Below are 23,822 nucleotides of genomic sequence, written 5' to 3'. Positions count from 1 at the left end.
TGCCGGATATTTTTAATTTAGTAAATGCTCAACACCATTTTCTATTTAACATGAGTACAATTGATACCTTACAAAAATTGTTGTTCGATTTAGCGGGTGTATTACCTGCCGATACGGAACCGTTATTTGCAATGACCACTCCGGTATCGCTGGAAACCAATGAAGCCTACATCCGCGAAGGCGAAAGTAGCCGTCGGCTGGCTTTTATTGAAAAAGGCGTCATCCGGGCATATACCATTAAGGAAAATGGAGATGAAGCTACACTTCTACTGCGCTGGGAAGGCCAGTTTATTGCCTCGCATGATACCATTATTAATCGCCAGCCTTCAAGGTTTATTTACCGTGCATTGGAACCTGTGAAATTGCTGCAGATTGATTATGGTGTTTTGGAAGAGATTCTGAAAACCCATCCGGAATATGAACCACTCCGTAACTTTTTTTTGATGAAAATGCTGGCAGAATCTTTAAAAATGCTGGAATCCTTTGTTACACAATCGCCGGAAGAACGTTATCGGGAACTTCTGTCAGAGCGTTTCGATCTGGTAAACCGTGTGCCCGATAAATACATCGCATCTATGCTCGGCATCACCCCGGTGTCGTTAAGCCGGATTCGCAAAAGGATGTATACAAAAGGGAAACAGTAAAATAAATTATCCTTTGTTAAGACTTGAAATTATCTTTTGTTAACGTCGCAAAATCCATGTGTCTTATACTTTTGAAGTATCAATAATAAAAGATATGGAAAAGATAATAGAAGCCACCATCAGTATTTTTAGTATTTCAGCTATCCGGTATTTTATACTCGCCGGAATTCCTTTTGCGCTGTTTTACCTGCTTATGGCTGATAAGCTGGCTAAATTTAAAATTCAGCAAAAACTGGCCACAAAAGAAGACTTTGTCCGTGAGGTATGGCACTCTATGCAGAGTACACTGGTGTTTTCAATTATCGCAGCTGCCCTGGTTTTTACACCGCTGCGCCAGTATACCCGAATTTACACCGATATTAATGATTTCCCGATATGGTATGTGGGTGTGATGCTGATATTGAGCCTGATTATACACGACACTTATTTTTATTGGATGCACCGGTTACTACACCACAAAAAATTATTTAAACTTGCCCATCTGGTTCATCATAAGAGCACCAATCCTTCACCATGGACATCCTATAGTTTTCATATACTGGAAGCCATTACCGAGGGACTTGTATTGGTAGCCGTCGTGATGCTGCTTCCCATGCATCCCTTAACGATATTACTATTTACTGTAATCGGCTTCATCATTAATGTGTATGGGCATCTGGGCTATGAGATTATGCCTAAAGGATTCCGTTCAACCTGGGCATTTGAAATCCTGAATAGTTCGGTTCATCATAACCTGCATCACAGCAAATTTAAGGGGAATTACGGCTTGTATTTCAGAATCTGGGATAGGGTGATGGGCACGGAACATCCGGATTATGTAAAAGAGTACGACCGCTTACAAGCGCAGCGCTTTAACCAAATCCCTCAAGAAGGTACAATTAGGTCCTGAAATTCGCTTTATGCTTACAGTTAATGTTTAAAAGTGCCAGCGGGGGACTATAAAGCTTCTCATGAAAATGGGAAGCTTTTTTATTGAAATATAATTCATGGCAGATTTGTAGATTCACGATGTGCCCCGGTCAATTGGTTACAATTATGCTAAATTGTCTTTCCAGAGCTGATATCTGATATCATATTATTTTTATACTTTTATTTGTGAAGCACAATAACAGCAGCGTTCTAAATAAATAGAGGTACAATAATAACAACAAGAAGATAATGGTAAAAACAATACTTTTAATATTACTTTCAGCGATTTTTGGTCAGGCCTATGCACAGAAAGCAAAGGTAACTGCCAATTTAAACTTTACGGGTAACATTGGAAAATTCCCAATAGAAATGAAACTGAGTTTAAGCAACTATAACGACAGTATTTCTGGTGAGTATTACTATATCAAAAGTGGTTACGATCGCAAACTCTATTTAGAGGGAACTTTAAGAAATGGCCAAATGCTGCTCAAAGAAACTGCATATAACGCTAAATCAAAAAAAATTGAAACCACGGGTTATTTCAGAATGGCTTATACAGCGCAAACGTCGTTATCGGGCAGTTGGGACAAAACAATACGGAATGCAAAAAATACGCTGGGCGTGAAATTGCAGTGTCGCGAACATTTGCAGGCTTTTAATCCGTTAGGCTTCGATTTTATCATGTCGAAGAATAAACCCGATGATAACATGCCCGAAAATACAGCAGATTATTTCACTTTGCTCTTCTTAAAAATTAATGTAAATAAAAGTTCCAGGTGGATCATTCATGATTTTGATGTACATGATTTAGTTAAAGATGACGTGGAATTAGAAGATGTAAATTTCGACGGTTATCTGGATATAAAAGTACCTATTTATTATCCCAACAGGGTAAAAAACGATTATGGCTATGTATATTTCGTATATGATGTAAAGCGTAAAGGCTTTATAAAAAACAAAAATTTAAATGATTTAGGCGTTGTGTTTTTTGATCCAGCAAAAAAGCTAATTTATAAATATGACGCTGATGGTAGTGGAAATGAAGCAACGATGTATTATCGTTGGCAAAACGGAAAGTTATGCTTAGAAAAGGCAGAACGTGTTTATGAAAACGACCCATATATTCATTATGAAGAATACAAGATTGTGAATGGGAAGTCGGTGAAAGTTAAGGATTATAAGAAAAAGGGATAAATATGGCGCATTAGGCAAAATATAGAGCCGGATGGATACATGGGTAAAATAATAGCTTAAAAAGAATGAAAAAAATCATAGCGGCATTAGCGGTAACCACATTTTTGGGTTGCCGGAATACGCCAAGTACGGAAATGGCGAATAAAGAAACAGATACCATAAAAACCGAAACGGATGGCGTAGCTGTGGTTAAGCCTGATAGCACTCCTGTTAAAAAAACAGTAAAAAAAGATACCATAAGAAATGACAAAGACACACAAATGAGTGAGGCATTTTTTCAAAAGGCAATGATCAGCCTTAGGGATAGCTCATTGACGGTTTATGAAAATATTAGGGCGGATTATCGAATTTTTGGTTATCAAAAACCAGATACCAACTCCAGAAAGATGATTTTATTCTCGGTTTTCACTTCAGACGTTGAAAATAACCCTTACAAATGTCCATTTGGTGCATATTATTACTCTGGTGCCATGCACGATACCAAAATTAAATATGTTAAGCAAGCTGGCGCTTTTGTAGAAGCACATTTAATTAAGGAGACTGAAATTAAACCTACATCTATCTATATTCTCAAAGATTGGGTGGAATTTGATGAAAGGAATTAAATATGAAAAATCATTTCTTTATTATCCTGTTTTTCGGTTTTCTTGTTTTTGTAAATAGCGTATCTGCAACTACCCTACAAAACTTTAACAGCAACTTTACAGGTAAATTAGGAAGTAAAACTGAGGTCGTATTTAGCTTAAGAAATAACCACGGGAAGCTTAGTGGTTTTTACTACTATGAAAACGTAGGTATAGAAATTAAGCTTGCAGGAGAAGTGATTAATGGTATGGCTACTATTTACGAGCTGGATTATCAAAACGTAAAAAAGGCAAAAATTACCGGTAAGTTCACCCAGGGCAGTTTCAAAGGTAACTGGGAAAGTTTATCCTCAAAAAAAGTATATCCTATACAATTAACACCAACAGGCAAAACGATCCCAATGTTACCCAATTACCTTATGGGTAATTACCAGGTAGACGAACAAGATAAATGTGCTTTGAGCATGACCATTTTCAAAAGCAAAGGCGTGTATTACTACCATTTTAAAAGTTCAGCAAGAAATATAAATGGCAAAGTTACCTTTAGTAGAAGTTTGGATGAAAAATTGGTTTATATCAATTTCGAGGGTATTGAATGGGATGAAGACAGCGGGGACGTGACGAAAAGTGACGATGAAGAAAGTTCTTCTGGAAATGATAGCCTGCCAACCGTTGTTCAGGGTTTGTTAAGTGATTGTGGGGTTATTATTCAAAACACCGGTAATGCAATGAACAGGTATGTGAAAATTGCTGAATGCGATTTGAAATATATCCATTTAAAAAGAGTAAACTAACAATCGCCAGGTTTGTTCCAATGGATAGTCTGCCATGCAAATAATCTGTTCAACCAGAAATTTAGGGTGCTTTACAAGCAAATTTTTTTGGGATTTTGGACAGTTTGGGAAAGCATAGCTGATGCTAAGAATACATAACTATTTTATTATACTTGCGCTTTTATCGGTAGCTATGCTAACTCATGAATTTCAGTAGCTAAAATAAATCTTATAGGTATGAAATTATTATCCGCCGGCAGAATGGGTCTGGCATCAATTTTAGCTTTGGTTTTTTCTATTGCGCAAGCTCAACAACAACCCACATCATTTTCTAAGGATAGAAAGGTTTGGACCAGCTCACAAAGAGATTCGGTACGTAGGGTAATTGCTGCGGCGCTTACATACCCTTCATGGATCTTTAACAGCAACTTTGTACTTTATCAAACTACTGCTCACTCCGGATTGAAAACGTTTTACATAGCCGATCCTGAGCATAGCAAAAGTATACGATTGTTTGACGGAAACGAATTAGTGGAACTTAGCTCTGCCTACCTTCCAAAGTCAGTAAACCCAATCCAGGTAGATTTCAGTGTTCAAGGTGTTTCGAAAACTAACCCTAACATCTTATTATGCAGTGTACAGGGCACAGTATTACAGTACGATTTAAAAAAAGGCGTTTTCACCGAGCCTATTCCAGGTAATACAACCAGTATATCTCGGCCTATCAATCCAATGCCTCGTAACGATATCTGGACATTATATACGAAGGATCGGGCATATGGTATTTATGCAGAAAACCATAATCTTTTCTTGAAAAAATCAGGTGCCTTAGGAAAGGATTCAGTAGTTCAATTGAACTACGATGGAAACCCTAATTATTCGTTCGCGCGAAAAACCGTCTCTAACCAAAAGAGAGGGCAGCGCGGGCCATGGCTAGGCGAATGGTTAGGCGATACACATATTGGCTTTGCGCTACGCTCGGATCAACGCAAAGTGAGAGACCTGAGTTTAATCAATAGCTTAGCACTCTATGCACCCGTTCGCGTAGATTATAAATATGAATTGCCTGGCGACGAAGATGTTACCCAATATGAGTTGTGGCTATTGAACGCAGATAGCGCAAAGATGCGTCAGGTAAATATTGACCGTTTTCCAGATCAGGAAGTAAAAATGAATCAAAACCAACAATCTGGAGGAATTTATTTCACAAGAGAGAGCCGTACGGTAGATACGATCCAACTGTGTCGGGTAGATCCTTATACCTTCAAAACTACCGTACTGATTGCAGAAGTTGGAAAACCGATTCTAAACGACCAACTGCAGACCTACACCGTGATTAACGAAGGTAAGGAGGTTATATGGTGGTCTGAACGCACAGGTAAAGGGGCGTACTATTTGTATGACCAGAAAGGTAAGCTGAAGAACGCCATCACCAAAGGTGATTTCGTTGCGGGCAATATTGTACATCTGGATACCAACGCGCGCTACATCATTCTCGAAGGATTTGGCTACAAATCGGCCAATAACCCCTATCATAAAAAATTTTATAAAGTTAACCTGGATGGCTCCGGATTTGTGGAGTTAACACCGGGACAGGGGGATCATGCCACTACGCTATCCCTGGATAAAAAATTTATCATCGACAGATATTCTTCGGTTGATAGTTTACCCAAATGTGAAATAAGGGATATGAAGGGGAAAGTCCGGGCATCCATTCCGATGTTGGATCATCGTACTTTAAAAGACTATGGCTTAAACGCGCCTATACTGCAAAAAGTTGAGGCGGCCGATCATGTCACAGATTTATATGGAATCATCTATACACCGGCTGATTTTGATCCTCATCAAAAATATCCGGTGATTTGTAATGTGTATCCGGGACCTCAGGTTGATGGTATACCACTGGGCTTTGATATTGCGCGGAGTAACAATGAAAAACTTGCCGATCTGGGTTTTATTGTGCTGCAATTTGGTTATCGGGGATCATCGCCGCTTCGGGGCCGAGATTTCTATACTTTTGGACACGGCAATTTACGTGATTATGCATTGGCGGATTGTAAGTATGTAGTAGAACAATTGGCTGCAAGTTATTCCTATATGGACTTAGACCGGGTGGGTATTTACGGGCATTCCGGGGGAGGATTTATGACCGCCGCGGCAATGTTAACCTATCCTGATTTTTTCAAAGTTGGGGTGTCATCATCAGGTAATCATGATAATAATATTTACGGAAAGTTCTGGACAGAAACCTATCAGGGTGTTGAGCAAACTAAACCCACTACGGTAGACTCACTAGGCAGGTTGCATGCGTCTTTTGTAAGTAGTGCACCAACTAACATAGAATTGGCGAAAAATTTAAAAGGGCGACTTTTACTGGTAACTGGCGATATGGATAATAATGTACATCCTGCAAACACCATACGCTTAGCCAACGCCCTGATTAAAAACAACAAAAGATTTGATTTAATGATCCTGCCAGGTATCGCTCATGAAGTAAGCGGCGATTATTATAGCAGTTTGATCAGTAATTATTTCGTGGATCATTTAAAAAACTGGAAAGGATTTGATGTGAATATGGTTAAATAATTTTTAGGTAAAATATCTAACTAAACAGTTTAATCAATCTACGAAAAAAATGTGCCGTTAAATCTAACCGAAGGTTTATACGGCACATTTTTTTATTAAAGGCAGATGAGCGACAGCACTATTTGGCTAAGTTCTCTTGCTTAAATGGCATTCCCTAAAATCACGGTATTTAATGTTGTATCTGCTAAACTCAAATTATCAATAAATAATTTCATTAGTCCTTTGTTCCAATTTGGGATCTTCCGGAAACTGCCGCAAATAAAATTCCTCATAATAGGCTTTGATAATTGCCGCAAGCGGTGTTGAAAGCAGCGCACCCGTCAATCCAAATGCCGTTCCCATCGCCAACAAAAGAAACAGTGATGACATCGGGTGGATATTCATGGTAGACGACCGAAGTTTTGGCATCAAAAAATCAGAAATCAGTTCATTCAGCAATAAAAAGAATACCAGGCACCAAAGTGCTGTTGCAGGGCTCACGGAAAGCGCGACCAAAGTAGGGGGGATAGCCATAATATAAAATCCTATTTTTGGAATCAGTTCGGAAAAGAAGGCCAGTGCTGCCCACACCAATGCACCAGGAACATTCATCAGGGTAAGAAAACCATATACCAGTATGGCCTCTATAGCGCCACCAATAAGATTGGATTTCATCCAGCCAACCAGCATAACCGAAGTATGTTTCATGGCATTTTCGGCCTTTTCTCTTTGTTTTAGAGGAAATACGGTCAGGTAAAGCTCGATAATGGGTTTTGGGTTTCCAACAAAAAATACAACCATACAAATAAACACAATGAACACGAAAATACCACCCAGGATTGAAAATGAAAAGTTTCCAATCCCCATAACCGTATTGCCTATAGAAGGAATTGCAGACGAAATAGACGAACCTCCTTCGCTCATTTCCTTCCTCAATTCAGGAAATTTTCGCAGCAATGAATCCAGGTAACCTGATACGCTGGAATAGTACTTTGGCAGGTTTCCGATCAGTACATCCAGCTGGTTACTCATGTGTGGAACCACCATCCAGCCAAGCATTGCCGTAATCCCAAAAATAATAAAAAATACCATCAGGCAGGCCAGCCAGCGCTTCATCCCTTTTTTTTCAAGGCGACTTACAGGCGCGTTAATGATTAGTCCTAAAACGATGGCAAAGATACCCAGAAGCACTATGCTCAGGATTTTTAATAGAAACCAGAGTAAAATAATAAGTCCGGCGGTATAAAGGATAATGGAGGTAACCGTCCTGAAAATCCCGTTATTTGATTTAATATTCATGTATTAAACTAACCCCTTTTATTCCCGAAATGTTTCAATGTAGTAATAAAGTATTATACCTGTCAATTGAAATGTTTTTTCACCAAGTAAATGCGGTACACTGTCTGTTATGCCCATCAATTCCTATATTATAGGGTAGATTTAACATTATTGTAAGGTAACCATACAAGTGTAGCCTATTGTTATTCCTTGCTCACCTAAATTTGTTGTGAGGTATTTAGTTTTTATCAGCTATATTTCAGCAATTCCTTAAACCAAATATTTATTAAACAAATCAATAAACGTATTCCAAAATCATAATGAAATCAATAAAATATTTGATGCTGAGCATAAGCTTGGTCATGTTAAGTTTTTTTGCAATCGCGCAATCTTCTACGAAAACGGTTTGGTTGGATGAGTTAGATTTAAGCAGCGCTACCCAGGGATATGGAACACCCAGGAAAAACAAGACAGTTGATGGTAAAACGATGACGATAGCCGGTAAAACCTTCGAAAGGGGTTTCGGCAGTCATGCAACGAGTTTGTTAACTGTTATTTTGGATGGAAAAGCAAAATCTTTTTCTGCAATGGTGGGTATCGATGATGAAGTGAAAGGACAACAACCAGCAGCCGAATTTGTGGTTATTGGTGACGGTAAACGACTGTGGAGCAGTGGTGTAATGCAATTGGGAGACGAAGCTAAATCCTGCCAGGTTAATCTGGATGGGATAAAGAGATTAGAACTTACCGTTACAGATGGCGGTAATGGTGATTACTATGATCATGTAAACTGGGCCAATGCTAAGTTTGAAGCATTAGGCGTAAGTACCTTTAAAACCTATAATCCAATTTCTTCTACGCCTTATATATTAACGCCAAAACCAGCTGCTTTTCCAAAATTTACAGGTGCAAAAGTTTTTGGCGTCAGACCAGGATCTCCGTTTCAGCACAGGGTTACCGCAACAGGCGAAAGACCGCTAACTTTTACTGCGCTGAATCTGCCTAAAGGATTAAAAATGAATGTTAACACGGGGATGATCACTGGCGTGATTAACCAAAAGGGAACTTATCTGGTGACTTTAAAAGCGAAAAATGCCAGAGGTAAGGCCGAGAGAAAATTCAAAGTGGTATGTGGCGATCGCATTGCGCTAACGCCTCCAATGGGTTGGAACAGTTGGAACTGCTTTGCGCATGAGGTTTCTGCAGAAAAAATAAAACGTGCTGCTAATGCCATGGTGAAGAGTGGCTTAATTAATCACGGTTGGACTTACATCAATATCGATGACTTTTGGGAAAACCACCGCGATTCAAAAGATCCAGACTTACAGGGCAAATTTCGCGATGATGCAGGAAATATCATTGCCAACAAAAGATTTCCAGACATGAAAGGTCTTGCTGATGATGTACATAAACTGGGCTTGAAAATCGGTTTATATTCTAGCCCGGGGCCATGGACTTGTGGAGGCAGTGCAGGTAGTTATGGTTATGAAAAAAATGATGCCGAAAGCTATGCCAAATGGGGATTTGATTACTTAAAGTATGATTGGTGCAGCTATGGTAACGTAATTGATGGTTTGCCGGATAATGATCCTGATAAAGTTTCATCGCTATCTTACAAAGGTGGCGAAAAATTAAATACCGCTATTAAACCATTTCAAATGATGGGCGATTATTTGCGTGCCCAGCCACGTGATATTGTTTTCAGTTTATGCCAGTACGGCATGTCTGACGTTTGGAAATGGGGTGATTCGGTACATGGAAGCGCCTGGAGAACCACCAATGATATTACCGATACCTGGGCTAGCGTTAAAAGTATTGCCCTGGCACAAGATAAGGCTGCACCTTACGCCAAACCAGGCAACTGGAACGATCCCGACATGCTGGTAGTAGGACAGGTTGGATGGGGAAATCCTCATCCTAGTAAGCTAAAACCAGATGAGCAATATTTACACATTAGCTTATGGAGTATGTTTGCCGCACCCTTATTGATAGGTTGCGACATGGAAAAAATGGATGATTTTACCTTAAACCTGCTTACTAATGATGAGGTGATTGACATTAATCAGGACCCACTCGGGAAACAGGCCGTTTGCTTGCAAACCATTGGCGATTTAAAGATCTATGTGAAAGCACTTGAAGATGGAGGAAAAGCCATCGGTTTCTGCAATTTCGGGACCGAGCCTTTAGATATGAATTATGCAGATTTTCGAAAGTTGGGATTAAAGGGACGTTTTACCGTAAGAGATCTTTGGAGACAAAAACAAGTGGCCACGGTAGATGCTAAAAATTCCAAATTAAAAGTAAAAGTGCCCGCTCACGGGGTATTATTGTATAAATTCTCAACCATAAAATAAGTAGAATATAAAGCCCAAAATATCAGATGCTGATCAGAAAAACAGTAATTTCCTCATCGCATGCCGTTATATTGAGGTTTAGCTGGCATATTTATTGTTTATGTCATAAAACTTAAATGATTGATATGAATAGATTAGTAATGGTAGCTGTTGGACTGATGTTATTTTCTGCCTGTGGACAACCAGCTGAAAAATCAAAACAGCATGCTAAGCATGAGCCGGTAACGGTTGGGGCCGATAAGGATGAACACGGATGTATCGGCTCGGCTGGATATACCTGGAGCCAGTTGAAAAAGGAATGCATTCAAATTTTCAATGAGGGATTTCGATTGAATCCGGTAGCCATTGATAAAGGCAGGGAGGTTGTTAGTGCTTTTTTGCTGATGAGTGATGACCAGGCGAAGGTAGAGTTGTTTCTGCCAAACGATGATCACCACTCCGTACTTTTAAATAAAACTGGAGATCTGAACTATGGGAATGAAACTTACCGTTATGATGCGAAAAAATCGATCCTGTATATTAAAGGTAAGGTGGCCTATAAAGGCAATGTTGAGTAAAATGTTTAATCATATTTTATTTTAAAGCGATTACCATGTGATAGTCGCTTTAAAATGAACAGTAATTCTTACTGCCTTTCTAAATATTGAAAGCAGAAAATTATTTGTGCTTACTATTTTGGTAAGTGGGCAATTAATTCTACTTCCAATTTTGCATCCGGCATATATAGCCGTTCAACCTGTATCCATGTAGCTGCCGGAAAATCACCGGCATAAAATTTTTTTTTCGCGTAATTGTACTTTTTCATGGTTTCCATATCGGTTGTAAACAAATTTTCTTTCACCACATTTTCAAATGTAGCACCATAACTAGCTAACGATGCGGCTAAGTTTTTATAAACAGCATTTATTCCTTCCGGGCTAAGTTCGGTTGTTACAGCTCCTGAAATGTAAAGGATATTATCTACTTTCAAAACCTGTGCATAACCAGCTACTGTATCCTGTTTCGAATGATTCCAGTGCCATTTTTCCTTTTTAATTTTTGAGTCTTGTGCAAAAAGTTGATTAACAGCAAATAAAAGGAAAATAAAAAGAAGGTATTTCATGATTAATTTTATTTGTAATGTTTCTGTTGATTTTTTAGTTGTACGCATGAGCTATATCAACTTTTTAAAGATAAAAAATACGACTTAAAATCATCTTTTAAAAGTTTATTGAATGCTGATTAAAGCAAATAAACGATGATTTAATATTATACACGTCGTTAAAATTGATCATGAGTTTTGAGTACGCGCTAGTTGAATAATTAGAGAATAACCCAACTGGCTTTTTTAAAGTCTGAATTGCAGAAGAAGTTAAAAGTTAAAATGTCGGATTTGTACAAAAAAAAGTCTTATTTATCTAAATTTTTTGGTAGAAACTCAACTAATTTTGGTTGACATACAGGTATCTGACGATTCCTTAGTTTTAACCAAATAGATCAAGCCAATTAACAGGATTTTATTCTTGCCGAATAGGGCTATGCAAAAACCAACACAATATGAAAAGAAGAACCTTAATTAAAAGCATGGCTTTGAGTTTATCATCGCTATACCTATCTAAAAGTTATGCTGGTCAACTCCTTAATGCACCTTATGCAGCTGGTCCGTTTAAGCCTACCTGGGATTCACTGTCTCAATATAAAACGCCTGAGTGGTTTCGCGATGCCAAATTTGGCATGTGGGCACATTGGGGGCCACAATGCCAGCCAGAATTTGGTGATTGGTACGCCCGCGAAATGTATATGGAGGGTGGTCATCAATATAAATATCATTTAGAAAAATATGGTCATCCATCTAAATTTGGTTTTAAAGACGTGATTAATGAGTGGAAGGCCGATCAATGGGATCCGGAAGAACTGGTTGGATTATATAAAAAAGCGGGTGCCAAATATTTCATGGCCATGGCCAACCACCATGATAATTTTGATATGTTTAACAGTACCCACCAGAAATGGAACTCAACCCGGATAGGCCCGAAAAAGGATATCATTGGCGGTTGGGCCAAAGCGGCTAAAAACAATGACCTCCGCTTTGGAGTTAGTGTTCATGCTGCCCATGCCTGGAGTTGGATGGAAACTGCACAACGTGCAGATAAACATGGGCCTATGGCCGGCATTCCTTATGATGGAAACGTAACTAAATCCGATGGAACAGGGAAATGGTGGGATGGAGAAGATCCGCAGGAACTTTATGCACAAAGACATCCTTTAAGTAAAAACAGCGAGGATAATGGTATGATCCATAGCCAGTGGGGCTGGGCAAACGGCGCATCTATGCCCTCAAAAGCTTATTGCGAAAAATTTTATAAACGCACCATCGAACTATTAGATAAATATGGGGCGGATGTGGTTTATTTTGATGATACCATATTGCCATTATATCCAATCAGCGATGTAGGACTACGCATTGCTGCACATATGTATAACCAGAGCATTAAAAAACATGGTAAACTGGAAGCGGTATTGTTCGGTAAAATATTAAACGAACAACAACGTAAGTGTATGGTTTGGGATATTGAAAGGGGCCAAACTAATGGAATAGAAAAAGAACCTTTTCAAACGGATACCTGCATCGGTTCCTGGCATTATGATCGCCCTGTCTACGACAATAACGGTTATAAAAATGCTAAAACAGTTATTCATATGCTGCTGGATGTGGTAAGCAAAAACGGTAACCTGATGTTAAACATTCCGGTAAGAGGCAACGGCACCATTGATGAAAAAGAACGGGCGGTAGTGGAAGGGATAACCGATTGGATGCAACAAAACAGTGAATGTATCTATAGTAGTCGCCCATGGACTTCTTTCGGCGAAGGTCCTGCCATTGCATCAGCTAAGCCGCTCAGTGCACAAGGATTTAATGAAGGCAGTACGACATTTGGTGGGAAGGATTTTCGATTCACCACTAAAGGCAAAGATTTATATGCAGCTATGCTCGGCTGGCCTTCGGATAGAATAGCACTTATACAAAGCTTAACATCAAACAAAGTCAATAAAATACAAAAGGTAAGTTTGTTAGGTTATTCCGGATCAATCGAATTTGAACAAACCGGAGCGGGATTAAAAATTAAGCTTCCTGAACAGGCACCAGGCTCCATTGCCTATGTATTTAAAATTCATGGGGCTATCGTATAAATAAGGTTACTTCCTGAGTTGATTTGGACTCCCTCCATTCTGCAATGAAGGGAGCCTGATCACATTCTTACTCATTAAATTGTTAAAATACATCATTCGTGCACCGTATTGGCGCATGAATGAATATTTAACTCGTGGTATAGTGGTTAATGAAGTGATACGAAAGCATGTGATTACACTGCTTTCTTTAACGCTATGTTTATATACTAACATTTCTGGTTTATTTTGGCGATCCGGATGAAGGTTATTTTATGAGTTTTGCAGCTAAGCCTGAAGAACCATGGGCACCTTTACACCGGGTATTAGCAGAAAAGGCTTGGGATGATTGCTGTCCTTTCTGGGATGAAGATGGCCAGGGCTATCTTATCGGAACACACTTTGCTGATGGCTATAAAATTCATCTTTTTAAAATGACGGCCGATGGCAAGTCGCTGATTAAAGATTCAGAGGTCATTTATCAATCGCATGGGAGTGAAGCCCATAAGCTATACAAAATTAATGCTATTATTATCATCTTTTTAGTGAGGTGCGTAACAACTCGGGTTTTGATGATGGCAAGCGCTAAAAAGATCTGGGGACTCCAGCCGCATGGGAGTGGAACTTCCAGTCCAAAAAAGATCAATGGTCTTTACCTGATTCACTCATTTCGGTCGGTGAGACGCCAACCCATAGGATAATTTAGCACAACCTATTAGCCACCTACAGTAAGCAGTTGAACTGAGCTTCTCTAAAAATAACATATAACACCGAAACTATATGCACCTGTTTTTGTTGAACTTCAAAACAAAACCAAAATATGATACAACAATTACGAATAACCTTATTGTTTCTAATCACGTTCAGTATAGTATTGCCGGCCTGCAAGAAGAGGCCTATAGATGAACCTACGCCGGCCGAACAAGCGCCGTTCGACATCTATGCAGCTGGGAGGGAAGGTTATGTAGCCAAATATTGGAAAAACGGGAAAGCTGTTAATCTTGGTAAAACCGGAGTATCTTCTGATGCAAATGCTATGGCGATAGCCGGAAATGATGTTCATATTGCAGGTTATGAAGTTAGTCCCTCAGGGAAATATGTGGCCAAATATTGGAAAAACGGTATCTCAACCTCCCTAACTGATGGTAGCCAGGATGCTTTTGCAAATGACATATTTGTACAGGGAAATGATGTTTACATTGCCGGACAGGAAATGGCGGCAGGTAAAACAACTTATCAGGCGAAGTATTGGAAAAACGGAATACCTGTCGTGTTAACAGATGGTACGCAGCAGGCTATTGCCACTGGAATAGCTATAATAGGGAATGATGTTTATGTAATCGGTGAGTGGAGAAGTCTGGAGTGGCTTACGCCAATTACGGTTTATTGGAAAAACGGGCAGCTTTTTAACCTTTCAGACCGTGCTACAGCTGCCGACAACCAGTCTATAGCAGTATCAGGTAACGATTTATATTTCCTCTGGTCTGAAACCTACAATAGCGCTGGGCAGTCGCAAACGAAATATAGTAAAAACCTGGGCGGTCCGGTTCTCATTAATGATGGTACTCCAGATGTGAGGGGCTATTCAATTTCCGTAAATGGGAGTGATGTGTATGTGGCCGGATCGGGCACTACCGATGGAAATAGTGCAATTATGGCCAAATATTGGAAAAACGGATCACCTGTAATTTTATCCAATGGCCCCGACAGTGCCTTTGGTTTATCTATTGCCGTTTCAGGTGCTGATGTTTTTGTAAGCGGTTACAGAGATGGGAGTAATGAAAGAAATGGTGTGGCTCAATACTGGAAAAATGCGACTGCAGTACCGCTTACCGATGGATCGGCAGCAGCATTGATCCGAAAAATTGTTGTAGTTAGAAAGTAGTTATTACTTCTACTGCTTCTGATCAGAAGCAGTAATACGCATATAATTGAATGTCTATTGTTTTGTGTACTCTGCTTAAATGGCCTTTCAAGCGAATACGTTTAAAGAAACCTACCTTCACTACACCTTGAGGACTGGGAAATACTTTTGGTTTAATTAAAACAGCGGGTTTTGATGTGGCTGCTTTAATCCTATTGTAAAAATAAACCGGGCATTATTATTGTTAGCGCAAATCTATATCGTTTTTAAAAAAATAACTTAATTTTATCTCAATAAATATTATCCAGATTTTCAGTTTAAAAATTTTTTAGAAAATGCATTTCCTACATCATATTAAATCATCACAATCCCAATATGCTCATGAATTATAAAAAACTGCTGGAAGATGTAGAAAAGCATGTTGTCGGTTACTTCCATACCCATAGCGATCCACGCCTGGTTTATCACAACCTGGAACACACAAAAGGAGTGGTAAATGCTGCGCAGCAGATAGCCAATCACTACCAGTTAAACGAACAGGATTTTTTTGCTGTAATGGTGGCCGCCTATTTTCACGATACCGGATATTTTGAAGATGCACTAAACCACGAAGCAAAAGGAGCACTATTGGCTGATGATTTTTTAGCCAGTCATAAGGTAAATCAGGAAATTCGTGATCAGGTTAAAAGTGCCATTTTGGCCACTAAAATTCCGCAGAAGCCTAAAAATGAAATTGATAAAATCCTTTGCGATGCAGATCTGTTCCATTTAGGTCAGGCCGATTTCCGTGCGAAAGGGAAGTTGATGCATAAAGAAAATGAACGGATCTATAAAAAAGACATCAGCAAATCAGATTGGCGCAAAAAAGATATCCAGTTTATGGAATCGCACCATTACCATACCGATTATGCGACCCTTTTGTTAAGTGACCAGAAACAAAAAAACATCGAAAAACTCAAAAGTAAACTAACTGCACAGGAAGAAATCAGCACCGAATTGGAAGAACCGAAAAACTTTGCACCAGTAATTGTAAAAGATAAAAAGAAGGATAAAGACAACAAACCAGATAAGGGGATTGAGACGATGTTTCGAATTACCTCAGCCAATAACCAACGGTTGAGCGATATGGCCGATAACAAAGCACACATCCTTATTACCGTAAATTCGATTATGCTTTCCCTGATCGTGAGTTTATTGTTAAGGCGACTCGAAGATCATGGCAACCTCATTATTCCCACCTTTATTTTATTGATGGTAAGTTTAACCTGCGTAGTTGTTTCCATTTTATCAACCCGTCCATCTATTCCAAAAGGAGAATTTACGCAGGAAGATATGGATAAGAAAAAGGTAAACCTGTTATTTTTTGGCAACTTTTATAAAATGAGTTTACCTAGTTATACCGATGGGATGATTAAGGTAATGAACGATAAAGATTTCTTATATGGTACATTAATTACCGACGTATACTCACAAGGTGTAGTGTTGGGTAGAAAATATAAACTCATCCGTCTGGCCTATAATATTTTCATGTTTGGTTTAATTGCAGCTGTGTTGGCATTTGTAATTGCTTACGCAGCTTACGGTAAACTTTAATGGAACAGCTAGTGGAAACCTCTTTTTTTAATCGGGATTTAAGCTGGTTAAAGTTTAACGAACGTATTTTAATGGAAGCCGAACGAAGTACCGTTCCGCTGTTAGAGCGGATTAAATTTTTATCCATATTCTCTTCCAACCTGGATGAATTTTATCGGGTAAGAATGCCCGTATTACTTGCTTTAGAGAAATTGAGTAACAAAGAAAATAACGATATCAAAATCGATGATCATTTATTGACTACGGCTAATCAAATTATTTCCGATCAGCAACAGCGATATGGCAAAGTACTTCAATCAGCCATTATTCCCACGCTTAAAGAAAATAAGATAAACTTAGTGTACGGGGAGCCGTTCCCGGCAGCCATTCAGAAAAGTATCACCCGATATTTTTTAAGTCAGGTAATGGCTTTTTTGCAGCCTGTATACCTGAATGCCGATTCTGACTTTTTCCCTTCCAACAATGAGCTGTATTTTCTGATTACACTTAAAAAGAAAGAAAATGCAGAAGTAGTTATTTTAAATATCCCTTCCAGCCAGTTGCCCCGTTTTTACAAGGTAGAATCAGGAGATGAAACCTTTGTAGTGTTTCTGGATGATATTGTGCATTTTCATTTAGACCGTGTTTTTCCGCACGACGAGATAACCGGATGTTATAGTTTCAAAATTACCAGGGATGCCGAATTAGACCTTAAAGACGAATATACCGGCAGTTTATCAGAACAGCTCGAAAAACAATTGTTAAAACGCGATTTGGGTCTGGCCACACGTTTTCTTCATCAGCCGGGCATACCAGCCAATGTATTCGAACTGCTTAAAAAACTATTCAACCTTAAAAAGACGAATAGGATAGAAGGTGGACGATACCATAACCTGAAAGATTTTATGAGCTTTCCGGTGAGTTCACCAAAATTATCTAATCAAAACTGGCCAAAACTTTGTAATACCGACATGATTGATGGATCGTTGACTGAGGCCATTTATAAAAACGACATTATTGTACATACACCTTACCAAAGTTATGATAGCGTGTTGCGCTTTTTTAATGAAGCCGCCATTGATGCCGAAGTGAGGGAAATCTATGTTACACTTTATCGTGTAGCCAGCGATTCTAAAATTGTGAATGCATTAATTAGCGCAGCAAAAAACGGTAAAAAAGTGACCGTTCTGGTTGAGCTGAAAGCCCGTTTTGATGAAGCCAATAACATCAAGTGGGCAAAAAAAATGAAAGATGTAGGCGTTGATATTATTTATAGTGTAACCGCGCTAAAAGTTCATGCCAAAGTAGCCCTGGTAAAACGCCAGATGGGTAACAGAATGCGTTACGTTGGTTTGTTTGCTACCGGAAACTTTAATGAAAGCACCGCTGCTTTTTATACCGATCATATTTTAATGACGGCCAATAAAGAAATGCTGCGGGAAGTAGAATTACTTTTTATTTTTCTGGCCAAGCGGGTTAAGCCGACTTCTTCCGATCTGGTTAAATTTAATCATTTACTGGTGGCCCAGTTTAATTTACAACAGGTTTTCCTCAACCTGATTGATAGAGAAATTGAACACGCCAAACAAGGTAAACCATCAGGCATTACCATTAAAATGAATAATCTCGAAGAGAAGGTTTTAATTAACAAACTTTACGAAGCATCATCGGTTGGCGTAAAGATCGACATGATCGTACGGAGCATTTGCCGTTTAATTCCAGGCGTAGCAGGAATGAGCGAAAATATTAAAGTTACCCGTATTATAGATCGTTATCTCGAACACGGGCGTGTTTTTATTTTTAATAACCTGGGAAAATATGATGTTTATTTAGGTTCTGCCGATTGGATGAACCGTAACATTTACCGAAGAATTGAAGTTTGCTTTCCCATTTATAATGAACAGATTAAACAAGAAATATTGGATATTATCGAAATCCAGAAACAAGATAACGTGCAGGCGGTTTGTATAGATGAAAATATGGATAATATACCAGTTGAAGTGGGCCAGAAGTTAGTTTCTTCGCAACATGCTATTTACGAATTATTGAAAAAAGGTTAAATACAACTTGGTACGATCGTCATTCCCAACTTGATCCGATAGCTATCGGATGGGAATCTTAAACATATTGCATTACGATTCCCGCCTGCGCGGGAAACGGCGATAAATAAAAACAGTTATTAACATTAAATTTCTACCCTTATGAAATACAATAAAACTCTTTTGGCCTCAGGTCTTTTAATTGCCTCAGCTTTTTTTAGCGTTTCCTGCGTTAACAGTAACCGAGAGGACAAACAAAAGGATTCAACCAGCACAGCAACATCAATAAGCGGAGCAGCAAAATCCGATTTTCCTTATGATTTGTCAAAGCCGGTAAAATATAACATGCCGCAAAATCTTTTTGAAATTTCAGGTATTGTATTCCATAATGGCGATCCTAAGGAAGTATTTGCCATCCAGGATGAAGATGGCGATTTGTTCCATTTGGGCTTGGGCGATAAAGAATCAAAATTTACCAAATTTGGAGGCAAAGGCGATTATGAAGATGTAACCATCATCAAAAATTATTTTATTGTATTAAAAAGCAATGGCGAGCTACACACTTTCCCAATGACTGAATTAGGCAAGCCAGAAGCTGCGAACGTCATCAAAACCAAAGATCTGGTACCCAAAGCCGAATACGAAGGTCTGGCAGCAGACGAAAAAAATAACATGATTTATGTGCTGACTAAAGATAGCAAACCCGATTCTAAAGCAAAAGCATCCAGTATTTATGGTTTTAAAGTGGCTGACGATGCTTCGTTAACAGCAGCCGGAGAATTTAGCCTCTCGCATAAAGCAATCCAAAAAGAATCCGGAGGCTCAAAATCAAGGTTCCGTCCATCTGCGTTGGCTAAAAATCCAAAAACTAACGAGTGGTATGTCCTTTCATCAATAAATAAATTGTTGGTCATTACAGATGCTGATTTTAAAGTAAAAACAACCTGCCCATTAGATCCAGGCTTATTTAACCAGCCAGAAGGCATCGCTTTCGACCGCGATAATAACCTTTATATTTCTAATGAGGGGGGAAGTTTATCAGCAGGAAATATTTTGATGTTCAAATTGAAGAAGTAAATTTGGTATTGGTATCCTAAGGCGATCGTCGTCCTGAATTTATTTCAGGATCTTTCCTTCCGTATAGATGCTGAAATAAATCCGATAGCCACCGGATCAGCATAACGCAAGATGGAAAATTCCCTATGAAAAAATTAAATTTTAAAATAACTACCTTTATCCAAACGCCGGATCTATGATTAAAAGATTTACCCTTTTTACCATCTTATTATTAATCAACTTCATTGCCTTTGCACAGGATGATGTAAAATACCGTGTAATTCTTTTTGGCGATGCAGGCGAAATGAATCCGGCCCAAATGCAGGATTTAAAAAACGCGGCAAAGCAGATCCTGCCCAAAAAAACCACCGTGTTATATCTGGGTGATAATATTTACCCTACCGGCATGGGGCTGCCCGGAAGTTTAGAAGAAGAGGAAACCAAAAAAATTCTGCGTTCGCAGTTCGAACCGATGCGTAAAATGGGTGCAGCGGTTTATTTTATGCCCGGCAACCATGATTGGGATAAATCCGGACCAAAAGGCCTGGCCAAAATAAAAGCACAGGGCGATTATCTAAGGGAACAAAACGATCCTTTGTTGAAATTGATTCCCGATAACGGTTGCCCCGATCCTATAGCCATTAAATTAACAGATAAACTCACCATTATTGCCTACGATAGCGAATGGTGGTTATTTCCATACAATAAAACTAACCCCAATGATGATTGTGATTGCCACAGCAAGGATGAGGTGCTGGTAAAAATGGATGAGTTATTGGCTGAAAATAAAGATAAAGTGATTCTCTTGGCTTCGCACCATCCCTTTCAGAGTTACGGCCCTCATGGTGGTTATTTTAACTTAAGAAATCACCTTTTTCCACTAACCTCTTTAAATAAAAACCTCTACATCCCTTTACCGGGTTTAGGTTCTGTTTATCCGTTATTACGTTCTACCTTATTAAGTCCTGAAGATTTAAACCATCCTGCTTATAAAGATATGATCAAATCGGTTACTGGTGTATTTGGCGATTATCCAAACGTAACCTACGTTGCCGGGCATGAACACGGTCTGCAGTTAATTAAAGGAAAGCAATTGCAGATTATCAGTGGTTCAGGATCAAAAGTATCGCCAAATAAGGAAGGTAAAAACTCACTATTTCATGAAATGCAGCAGGGTTATGTGGTGGCTGATCAACTGAAAAACAACGATATGCGTTATGAATATTATATTTATTCAGACACGAGTGTTAAAAAAGTTTACAGTTACATTAAAAAGTTCGAAACCATTCCAAAAAAATTAAGAAACAGAGATAAGCCAATTACAGCTGACAGTATTTTCGTGCGCGTAAAGCCAGAGTATGATAGTGTTGGTCGTTTTCACCGCGTAGTTTTTGGCGAAAATTACCGTAAAGAATATGCTGCAAAAACAAAAGTACCTGTACTGCACATTTCTCAGATGATGGGCGGCTTAAAAGCAACCAAACGTGGTGGAGGTAACCAATCGCGTTCTTTGCGTTTAGAAGATAAAAATGGTAAAGAATATGTACTGCGGAGCGTAGAAAAATTTCCAGAAGTATTGTTGCCGGCGGCACTGCGCGAAACATTTGCCAAAGATATTCTAAAGGATAATATGTCGGCGCAACATCCTTTTTCAGCGCTCGTAGTTCCAGAACTGGCTGAAGCTGGCGGCATTGCACACAGCAACCCGATTATAGGCTGGGTTTCTCCAGATGATAACCTGGGCGAATTTGAACCGGCTTTTGCCAATACGTTGTGTTTGTTCGAAGAAAGGGAACCAACAGGAGAATCAGACAGTTCTCCAAAAATGGATAAAAAGCTAACGGAAGATAACGACAACAGATTAGACGGGCCTGCCTGGGTAAGAGCAAGGGCATTTGATGTGTTATTGGGCGATTGGGACAGGCACGAAGACCAGTGGCGCTGGAAAGAGACGAAAACGAAAGATGGCTCGGTTTATTCGCCGGTGCCAAGAGATCGGGATCAGGTATTTTTCAGATCTGACGGCCTTTTACAACGTTACACACAATCTTCTTCCTTATTGCCAATGATGCAGGGCTATGAGCGAGGCATAAAAGATATCAATTGGTTTTTATGGGAAGGAAGAGAAATCAGCAGCCGTTGGACTGCTAATATAGATGAAGAGGAATTCGATAAAATTGTAAAGGATTTCTGCGCAAATTATAATGATGCTGTTTTTGAAAAAGCGTTGAAAAAACTTCCTCAGCCGAGTTATTCTTTACATCACGATGCCTTTATGGCACAAATGCGCAACCGGATCGCTACATTGCCAAAATTAATGAACCAGTATTATCATTTCTTCAACCGTATTGTAGATATAGAAGTAACCAATAAAAATGAACTGATTCAGATCACTGATGCCCCTAATAAGGGCCTACGCGTAAAAATCAATAAAATATCTAAAGAAGGTAATATCAAAGATGAACTTTTCGATCGGAAATTCGATCCGGAAGTAACCAAAGAGATCAGGGTGTACATGCACAATGGTAACGATAGCCTGATGCTGGATAATAAAGATTCGAATATTAAATTGCGGATTATAGGAGGTAAAGGCAATAAAGTTTACGATTTTGCCAACAGCAATGCTAGCGTTAAGCTTTACGGGCGGACAAACAAAGCAACTTACCTCGGTAACGACCAGGATAAAATCAGGAAAATAATCTCTAATGATACTTCAAATTTCAGCTATATCCCCAAAGATATGTACCGTCGAAGCTCATGGTTATTAAATGCCGGCTATAATCAGGATGATGGTGTTCTGTTGGGCTTGATCTACAAACAAACTAATCCAGGTTTCAGAAAACAACCTTATGGCAATTCGCAAACCATTTCTTTTCTGCACTCATTCTCTACAAAGGCTTTCAGGTTTAATTATAAAGGGGAGTGGTTAAAAGCTTTAGGTAAGGGCGATTTTGTGTTGAAAGCAGATGCGTTCGCCCCAAATAACACCCAGAATTTCTTTGGTTTAGGTAATGAAACCCGTTTTGATGAACATGGCGATGATGACGATAATATTAGGTATTACCGCGCACGCTTTAATCTATACCAGGTAGATGCTGCCATCCGCTGGCGCCGCCCTAAATCTACTTTCAGCGTTGGTCCTTCATATCAATATTATAAATATAATCAGGAAGATAACGACGGGCGTTTCATCGAAAATCCGTCACTATTGCATTCTTCCGATTCACTTACCGTTAGAAATGAAAAAATGTTTGCCGGTGCATTTGTAAACTTTACGAACAATACCCGCGATAATGATCTCCTACCAACCTTAGGTAGCTTTGTAGATTTTAAACTTTTGGGCTACAAAGGCGTAAATAAGTATTCTAACTCTTATGGACAGTTTACAGCGAGTATAGCATTATATAAAAATCTGGATGGCAGAAAAAACTTCATTTTGGCCGAGCGTTTCGGTGGAGGAGTAACAGTAGGTAAACCTGCCTTTTACCAGGCCTTGTTTTTAGGCGGACAAGGCAATCTTTTAGGGTATCGGCAGTTCCGGTTTGCTGGCGAACATATGTTTTACAATAACTTAGAACTAAGGGCAAAACTTGGCGATTTGGTAAGTTACATTTTGCCAGGACAAGTTGGCTTGCTCGGTTTTTACGATGTTGGCAGGGTTTGGAAACGTGACGAGAAATCAACAATATGGCACCACGGCGTAGGAGGTGGGGTTTATTTTGCGCCCGCATCACTCACAGTTGTACGATTTGTGATGGGACACTCAACAGATGGGTGGTATCCGTACGTATCAATCAATTTTAGGTATTAAATTTGTATGACACTGTTATGGATGTTTTACCG

At 39.1% G+C, this 23,822-nt stretch carries 17 protein-coding genes; 15 read left to right on the top strand and 2 right to left on the bottom strand.

Going from position 1 to position 23,822, the window contains the following annotated elements; genetic code table 11:
- The first annotated feature begins 50 nt into the window (after positions 1 to 50).
- The 6 genes from BLR60_RS03620 (at position 51) to BLR60_RS03595 (ending at position 6,690) form a co-directional block, all read left to right on the top strand.
- Entirely contained in the window at positions 51 to 644 is a 594-nt protein-coding gene (locus BLR60_RS03620; protein ID WP_143009021.1) for a Crp/Fnr family transcriptional regulator, read from the top strand.
- Between the two features lie 94 nt (positions 645 to 738).
- Positions 739 to 1,533 (top strand): sterol desaturase family protein, encoded by a 795-nt coding sequence (locus BLR60_RS03615; protein WP_090496903.1) that lies wholly within the window; start codon positions 739 to 741, stop codon positions 1,531 to 1,533.
- A 269-nt stretch (positions 1,534 to 1,802) separates the two neighbouring features.
- Positions 1,803 to 2,747, top strand: coding sequence for an XAC2610-related protein (locus tag BLR60_RS03610; protein ID WP_090496902.1), 945 nt, complete (start codon positions 1,803 to 1,805; stop codon positions 2,745 to 2,747).
- 65 nt (positions 2,748 to 2,812) lie between these two features.
- Positions 2,813 to 3,352 carry a hypothetical protein gene (locus BLR60_RS03605; protein ID WP_090496900.1) on the top strand — a complete coding sequence of 180 codons (540 nt, stop codon included), beginning with the start codon at positions 2,813 to 2,815 and terminating at the stop codon, positions 3,350 to 3,352.
- A gap of 2 nt (positions 3,353 to 3,354) precedes the next feature.
- The gene (locus BLR60_RS03600) at positions 3,355 to 4,125 is read left to right on the top strand and encodes a hypothetical protein (protein WP_090496898.1); all 771 of its coding nucleotides are present in this window, start codon (positions 3,355 to 3,357) and stop codon (positions 4,123 to 4,125) included.
- Positions 4,126 to 4,341: 216 nt separating this feature from the next.
- Positions 4,342 to 6,690, top strand: coding sequence for a S9 family peptidase (locus BLR60_RS03595; protein WP_090496896.1), 2,349 nt, complete (start codon positions 4,342 to 4,344; stop codon positions 6,688 to 6,690).
- A 198-nt stretch (positions 6,691 to 6,888) separates the two neighbouring features.
- On the opposite strand, the gene BLR60_RS03590 is transcribed toward BLR60_RS03595, so the two are convergent.
- Positions 6,889 to 7,968 (bottom strand): AI-2E family transporter, encoded by a 1,080-nt coding sequence (locus BLR60_RS03590; RefSeq protein ID WP_090496894.1) that lies wholly within the window; start codon positions 7,966 to 7,968, stop codon positions 6,889 to 6,891.
- 299 nt (positions 7,969 to 8,267) lie between these two features.
- Between BLR60_RS03590 and BLR60_RS03585 the strand changes: the two genes are divergently transcribed.
- Both BLR60_RS03585 and BLR60_RS03580 read left to right on the top strand, forming a co-directional pair.
- Positions 8,268 to 10,301 (top strand): NPCBM/NEW2 domain-containing protein, encoded by a 2,034-nt coding sequence (locus tag BLR60_RS03585; RefSeq protein ID WP_090496891.1) that lies wholly within the window; start codon positions 8,268 to 8,270, stop codon positions 10,299 to 10,301.
- 125 nt (positions 10,302 to 10,426) lie between these two features.
- Entirely contained in the window at positions 10,427 to 10,858 is a 432-nt protein-coding gene (locus BLR60_RS03580) for a hypothetical protein (protein ID WP_143009020.1), read from the top strand.
- Between the two features lie 113 nt (positions 10,859 to 10,971).
- On the opposite strand, the gene BLR60_RS03575 is transcribed toward BLR60_RS03580, so the two are convergent.
- The gene (locus BLR60_RS03575; protein WP_090497375.1) at positions 10,972 to 11,403 is read right to left on the bottom strand and encodes a RidA family protein; all 432 of its coding nucleotides are present in this window, start codon (positions 11,401 to 11,403) and stop codon (positions 10,972 to 10,974) included.
- Positions 11,404 to 11,837: 434 nt separating this feature from the next.
- Between BLR60_RS03575 and BLR60_RS03570 the strand changes: the two genes are divergently transcribed.
- From BLR60_RS03570 to BLR60_RS03540, 7 genes are all read left to right on the top strand, one after another.
- Positions 11,838 to 13,472 carry an alpha-L-fucosidase gene (locus BLR60_RS03570; RefSeq protein WP_090496886.1) on the top strand — a complete coding sequence of 545 codons (1,635 nt, stop codon included), beginning with the start codon at positions 11,838 to 11,840 and terminating at the stop codon, positions 13,470 to 13,472.
- A gap of 251 nt (positions 13,473 to 13,723) precedes the next feature.
- A complete protein-coding gene (locus BLR60_RS03565; RefSeq protein ID WP_090496884.1) occupies positions 13,724 to 14,149 on the top strand; it encodes a glycoside hydrolase family protein in 426 nt (141 codons plus the stop codon).
- 119 nt (positions 14,150 to 14,268) lie between these two features.
- A complete protein-coding gene (locus BLR60_RS03560; protein ID WP_143009019.1) occupies positions 14,269 to 15,333 on the top strand; it encodes a hypothetical protein in 1,065 nt (354 codons plus the stop codon).
- Positions 15,334 to 15,693: 360 nt separating this feature from the next.
- Positions 15,694 to 16,905 carry a Pycsar system effector family protein gene (locus BLR60_RS03555; protein WP_090496879.1) on the top strand — a complete coding sequence of 404 codons (1,212 nt, stop codon included), beginning with the start codon at positions 15,694 to 15,696 and terminating at the stop codon, positions 16,903 to 16,905.
- Complete coding sequence (gene ppk1 / locus BLR60_RS03550; protein ID WP_090496876.1) at positions 16,905 to 18,944, top strand: polyphosphate kinase 1; 2,040 nt, start codon at positions 16,905 to 16,907, stop codon at positions 18,942 to 18,944. The genes BLR60_RS03555 and ppk1 overlap by 1 nt, the downstream gene beginning before the upstream one ends.
- Before the next feature lie 141 nt (positions 18,945 to 19,085).
- Positions 19,086 to 20,000: an SdiA-regulated domain-containing protein gene (locus tag BLR60_RS03545; RefSeq protein ID WP_090496874.1), complete on the top strand. Its 915-nt coding sequence runs from the start codon at positions 19,086 to 19,088 to the stop codon at positions 19,998 to 20,000.
- Positions 20,001 to 20,175: 175 nt separating this feature from the next.
- Complete coding sequence (locus tag BLR60_RS03540; protein WP_090496872.1) at positions 20,176 to 23,790, top strand: BamA/TamA family outer membrane protein; 3,615 nt, start codon at positions 20,176 to 20,178, stop codon at positions 23,788 to 23,790.
- Positions 23,791 to 23,822 lie beyond the last annotated feature (32 nt).

Origin of the sequence: Pedobacter terrae (assembly GCF_900100705.1) — a bacterium.
GTDB lineage: Bacteria > Bacteroidota > Bacteroidia > Sphingobacteriales > Sphingobacteriaceae > Pedobacter > Pedobacter terrae.
Note: the sequence above shows the minus strand (reverse complement) of the source record. Positions and strands in the feature narration are given on the sequence as shown.

Bases quoted from the DNA above. Each gene is read 5' to 3' on its own strand.
- BLR60_RS03580 (WP_143009020.1), top strand. From the start codon at position 10,427: ATGAATAGATTAGTAATGGTAGCTGTTGGACTGATGTTATTTTCTGCC.
- ppk1 (WP_090496876.1), top strand. From the start codon at position 16,905: ATGGAACAGCTAGTGGAAACCTCTTTTTTTAATCGGGATTTAAGCTGG.
- BLR60_RS03605 (WP_090496900.1), top strand. From the start codon at position 2,813: ATGAAAAAAATCATAGCGGCATTAGCGGTAACCACATTTTTGGGTTGC.
- BLR60_RS03585 (WP_090496891.1), top strand. From the start codon at position 8,268: ATGAAATCAATAAAATATTTGATGCTGAGCATAAGCTTGGTCATGTTA.
- BLR60_RS03565 (WP_090496884.1), top strand. From the start codon at position 13,724: ATGAGTTTTGCAGCTAAGCCTGAAGAACCATGGGCACCTTTACACCGG.
- BLR60_RS03570 (WP_090496886.1), top strand. From the start codon at position 11,838: ATGAAAAGAAGAACCTTAATTAAAAGCATGGCTTTGAGTTTATCATCG.
- BLR60_RS03560 (WP_143009019.1), top strand. From the start codon at position 14,269: ATGATACAACAATTACGAATAACCTTATTGTTTCTAATCACGTTCAGT.
- BLR60_RS03545 (WP_090496874.1), top strand. From the start codon at position 19,086: ATGAAATACAATAAAACTCTTTTGGCCTCAGGTCTTTTAATTGCCTCA.
- BLR60_RS03540 (WP_090496872.1), top strand. From the start codon at position 20,176: ATGATTAAAAGATTTACCCTTTTTACCATCTTATTATTAATCAACTTC.
- BLR60_RS03620 (WP_143009021.1), top strand. From the start codon at position 51: ATGAGTACAATTGATACCTTACAAAAATTGTTGTTCGATTTAGCGGGT.
- BLR60_RS03610 (WP_090496902.1), top strand. From the start codon at position 1,803: ATGGTAAAAACAATACTTTTAATATTACTTTCAGCGATTTTTGGTCAG.
- BLR60_RS03590 (WP_090496894.1), bottom strand. From the start codon at position 7,968: ATGAATATTAAATCAAATAACGGGATTTTCAGGACGGTTACCTCCATT.
- BLR60_RS03555 (WP_090496879.1), top strand. From the start codon at position 15,694: ATGAATTATAAAAAACTGCTGGAAGATGTAGAAAAGCATGTTGTCGGT.
- BLR60_RS03600 (WP_090496898.1), top strand. From the start codon at position 3,355: ATGAAAAATCATTTCTTTATTATCCTGTTTTTCGGTTTTCTTGTTTTT.
- BLR60_RS03595 (WP_090496896.1), top strand. From the start codon at position 4,342: ATGAAATTATTATCCGCCGGCAGAATGGGTCTGGCATCAATTTTAGCT.
- BLR60_RS03615 (WP_090496903.1), top strand. From the start codon at position 739: ATGGAAAAGATAATAGAAGCCACCATCAGTATTTTTAGTATTTCAGCT.
- BLR60_RS03575 (WP_090497375.1), bottom strand. From the start codon at position 11,403: ATGAAATACCTTCTTTTTATTTTCCTTTTATTTGCTGTTAATCAACTT.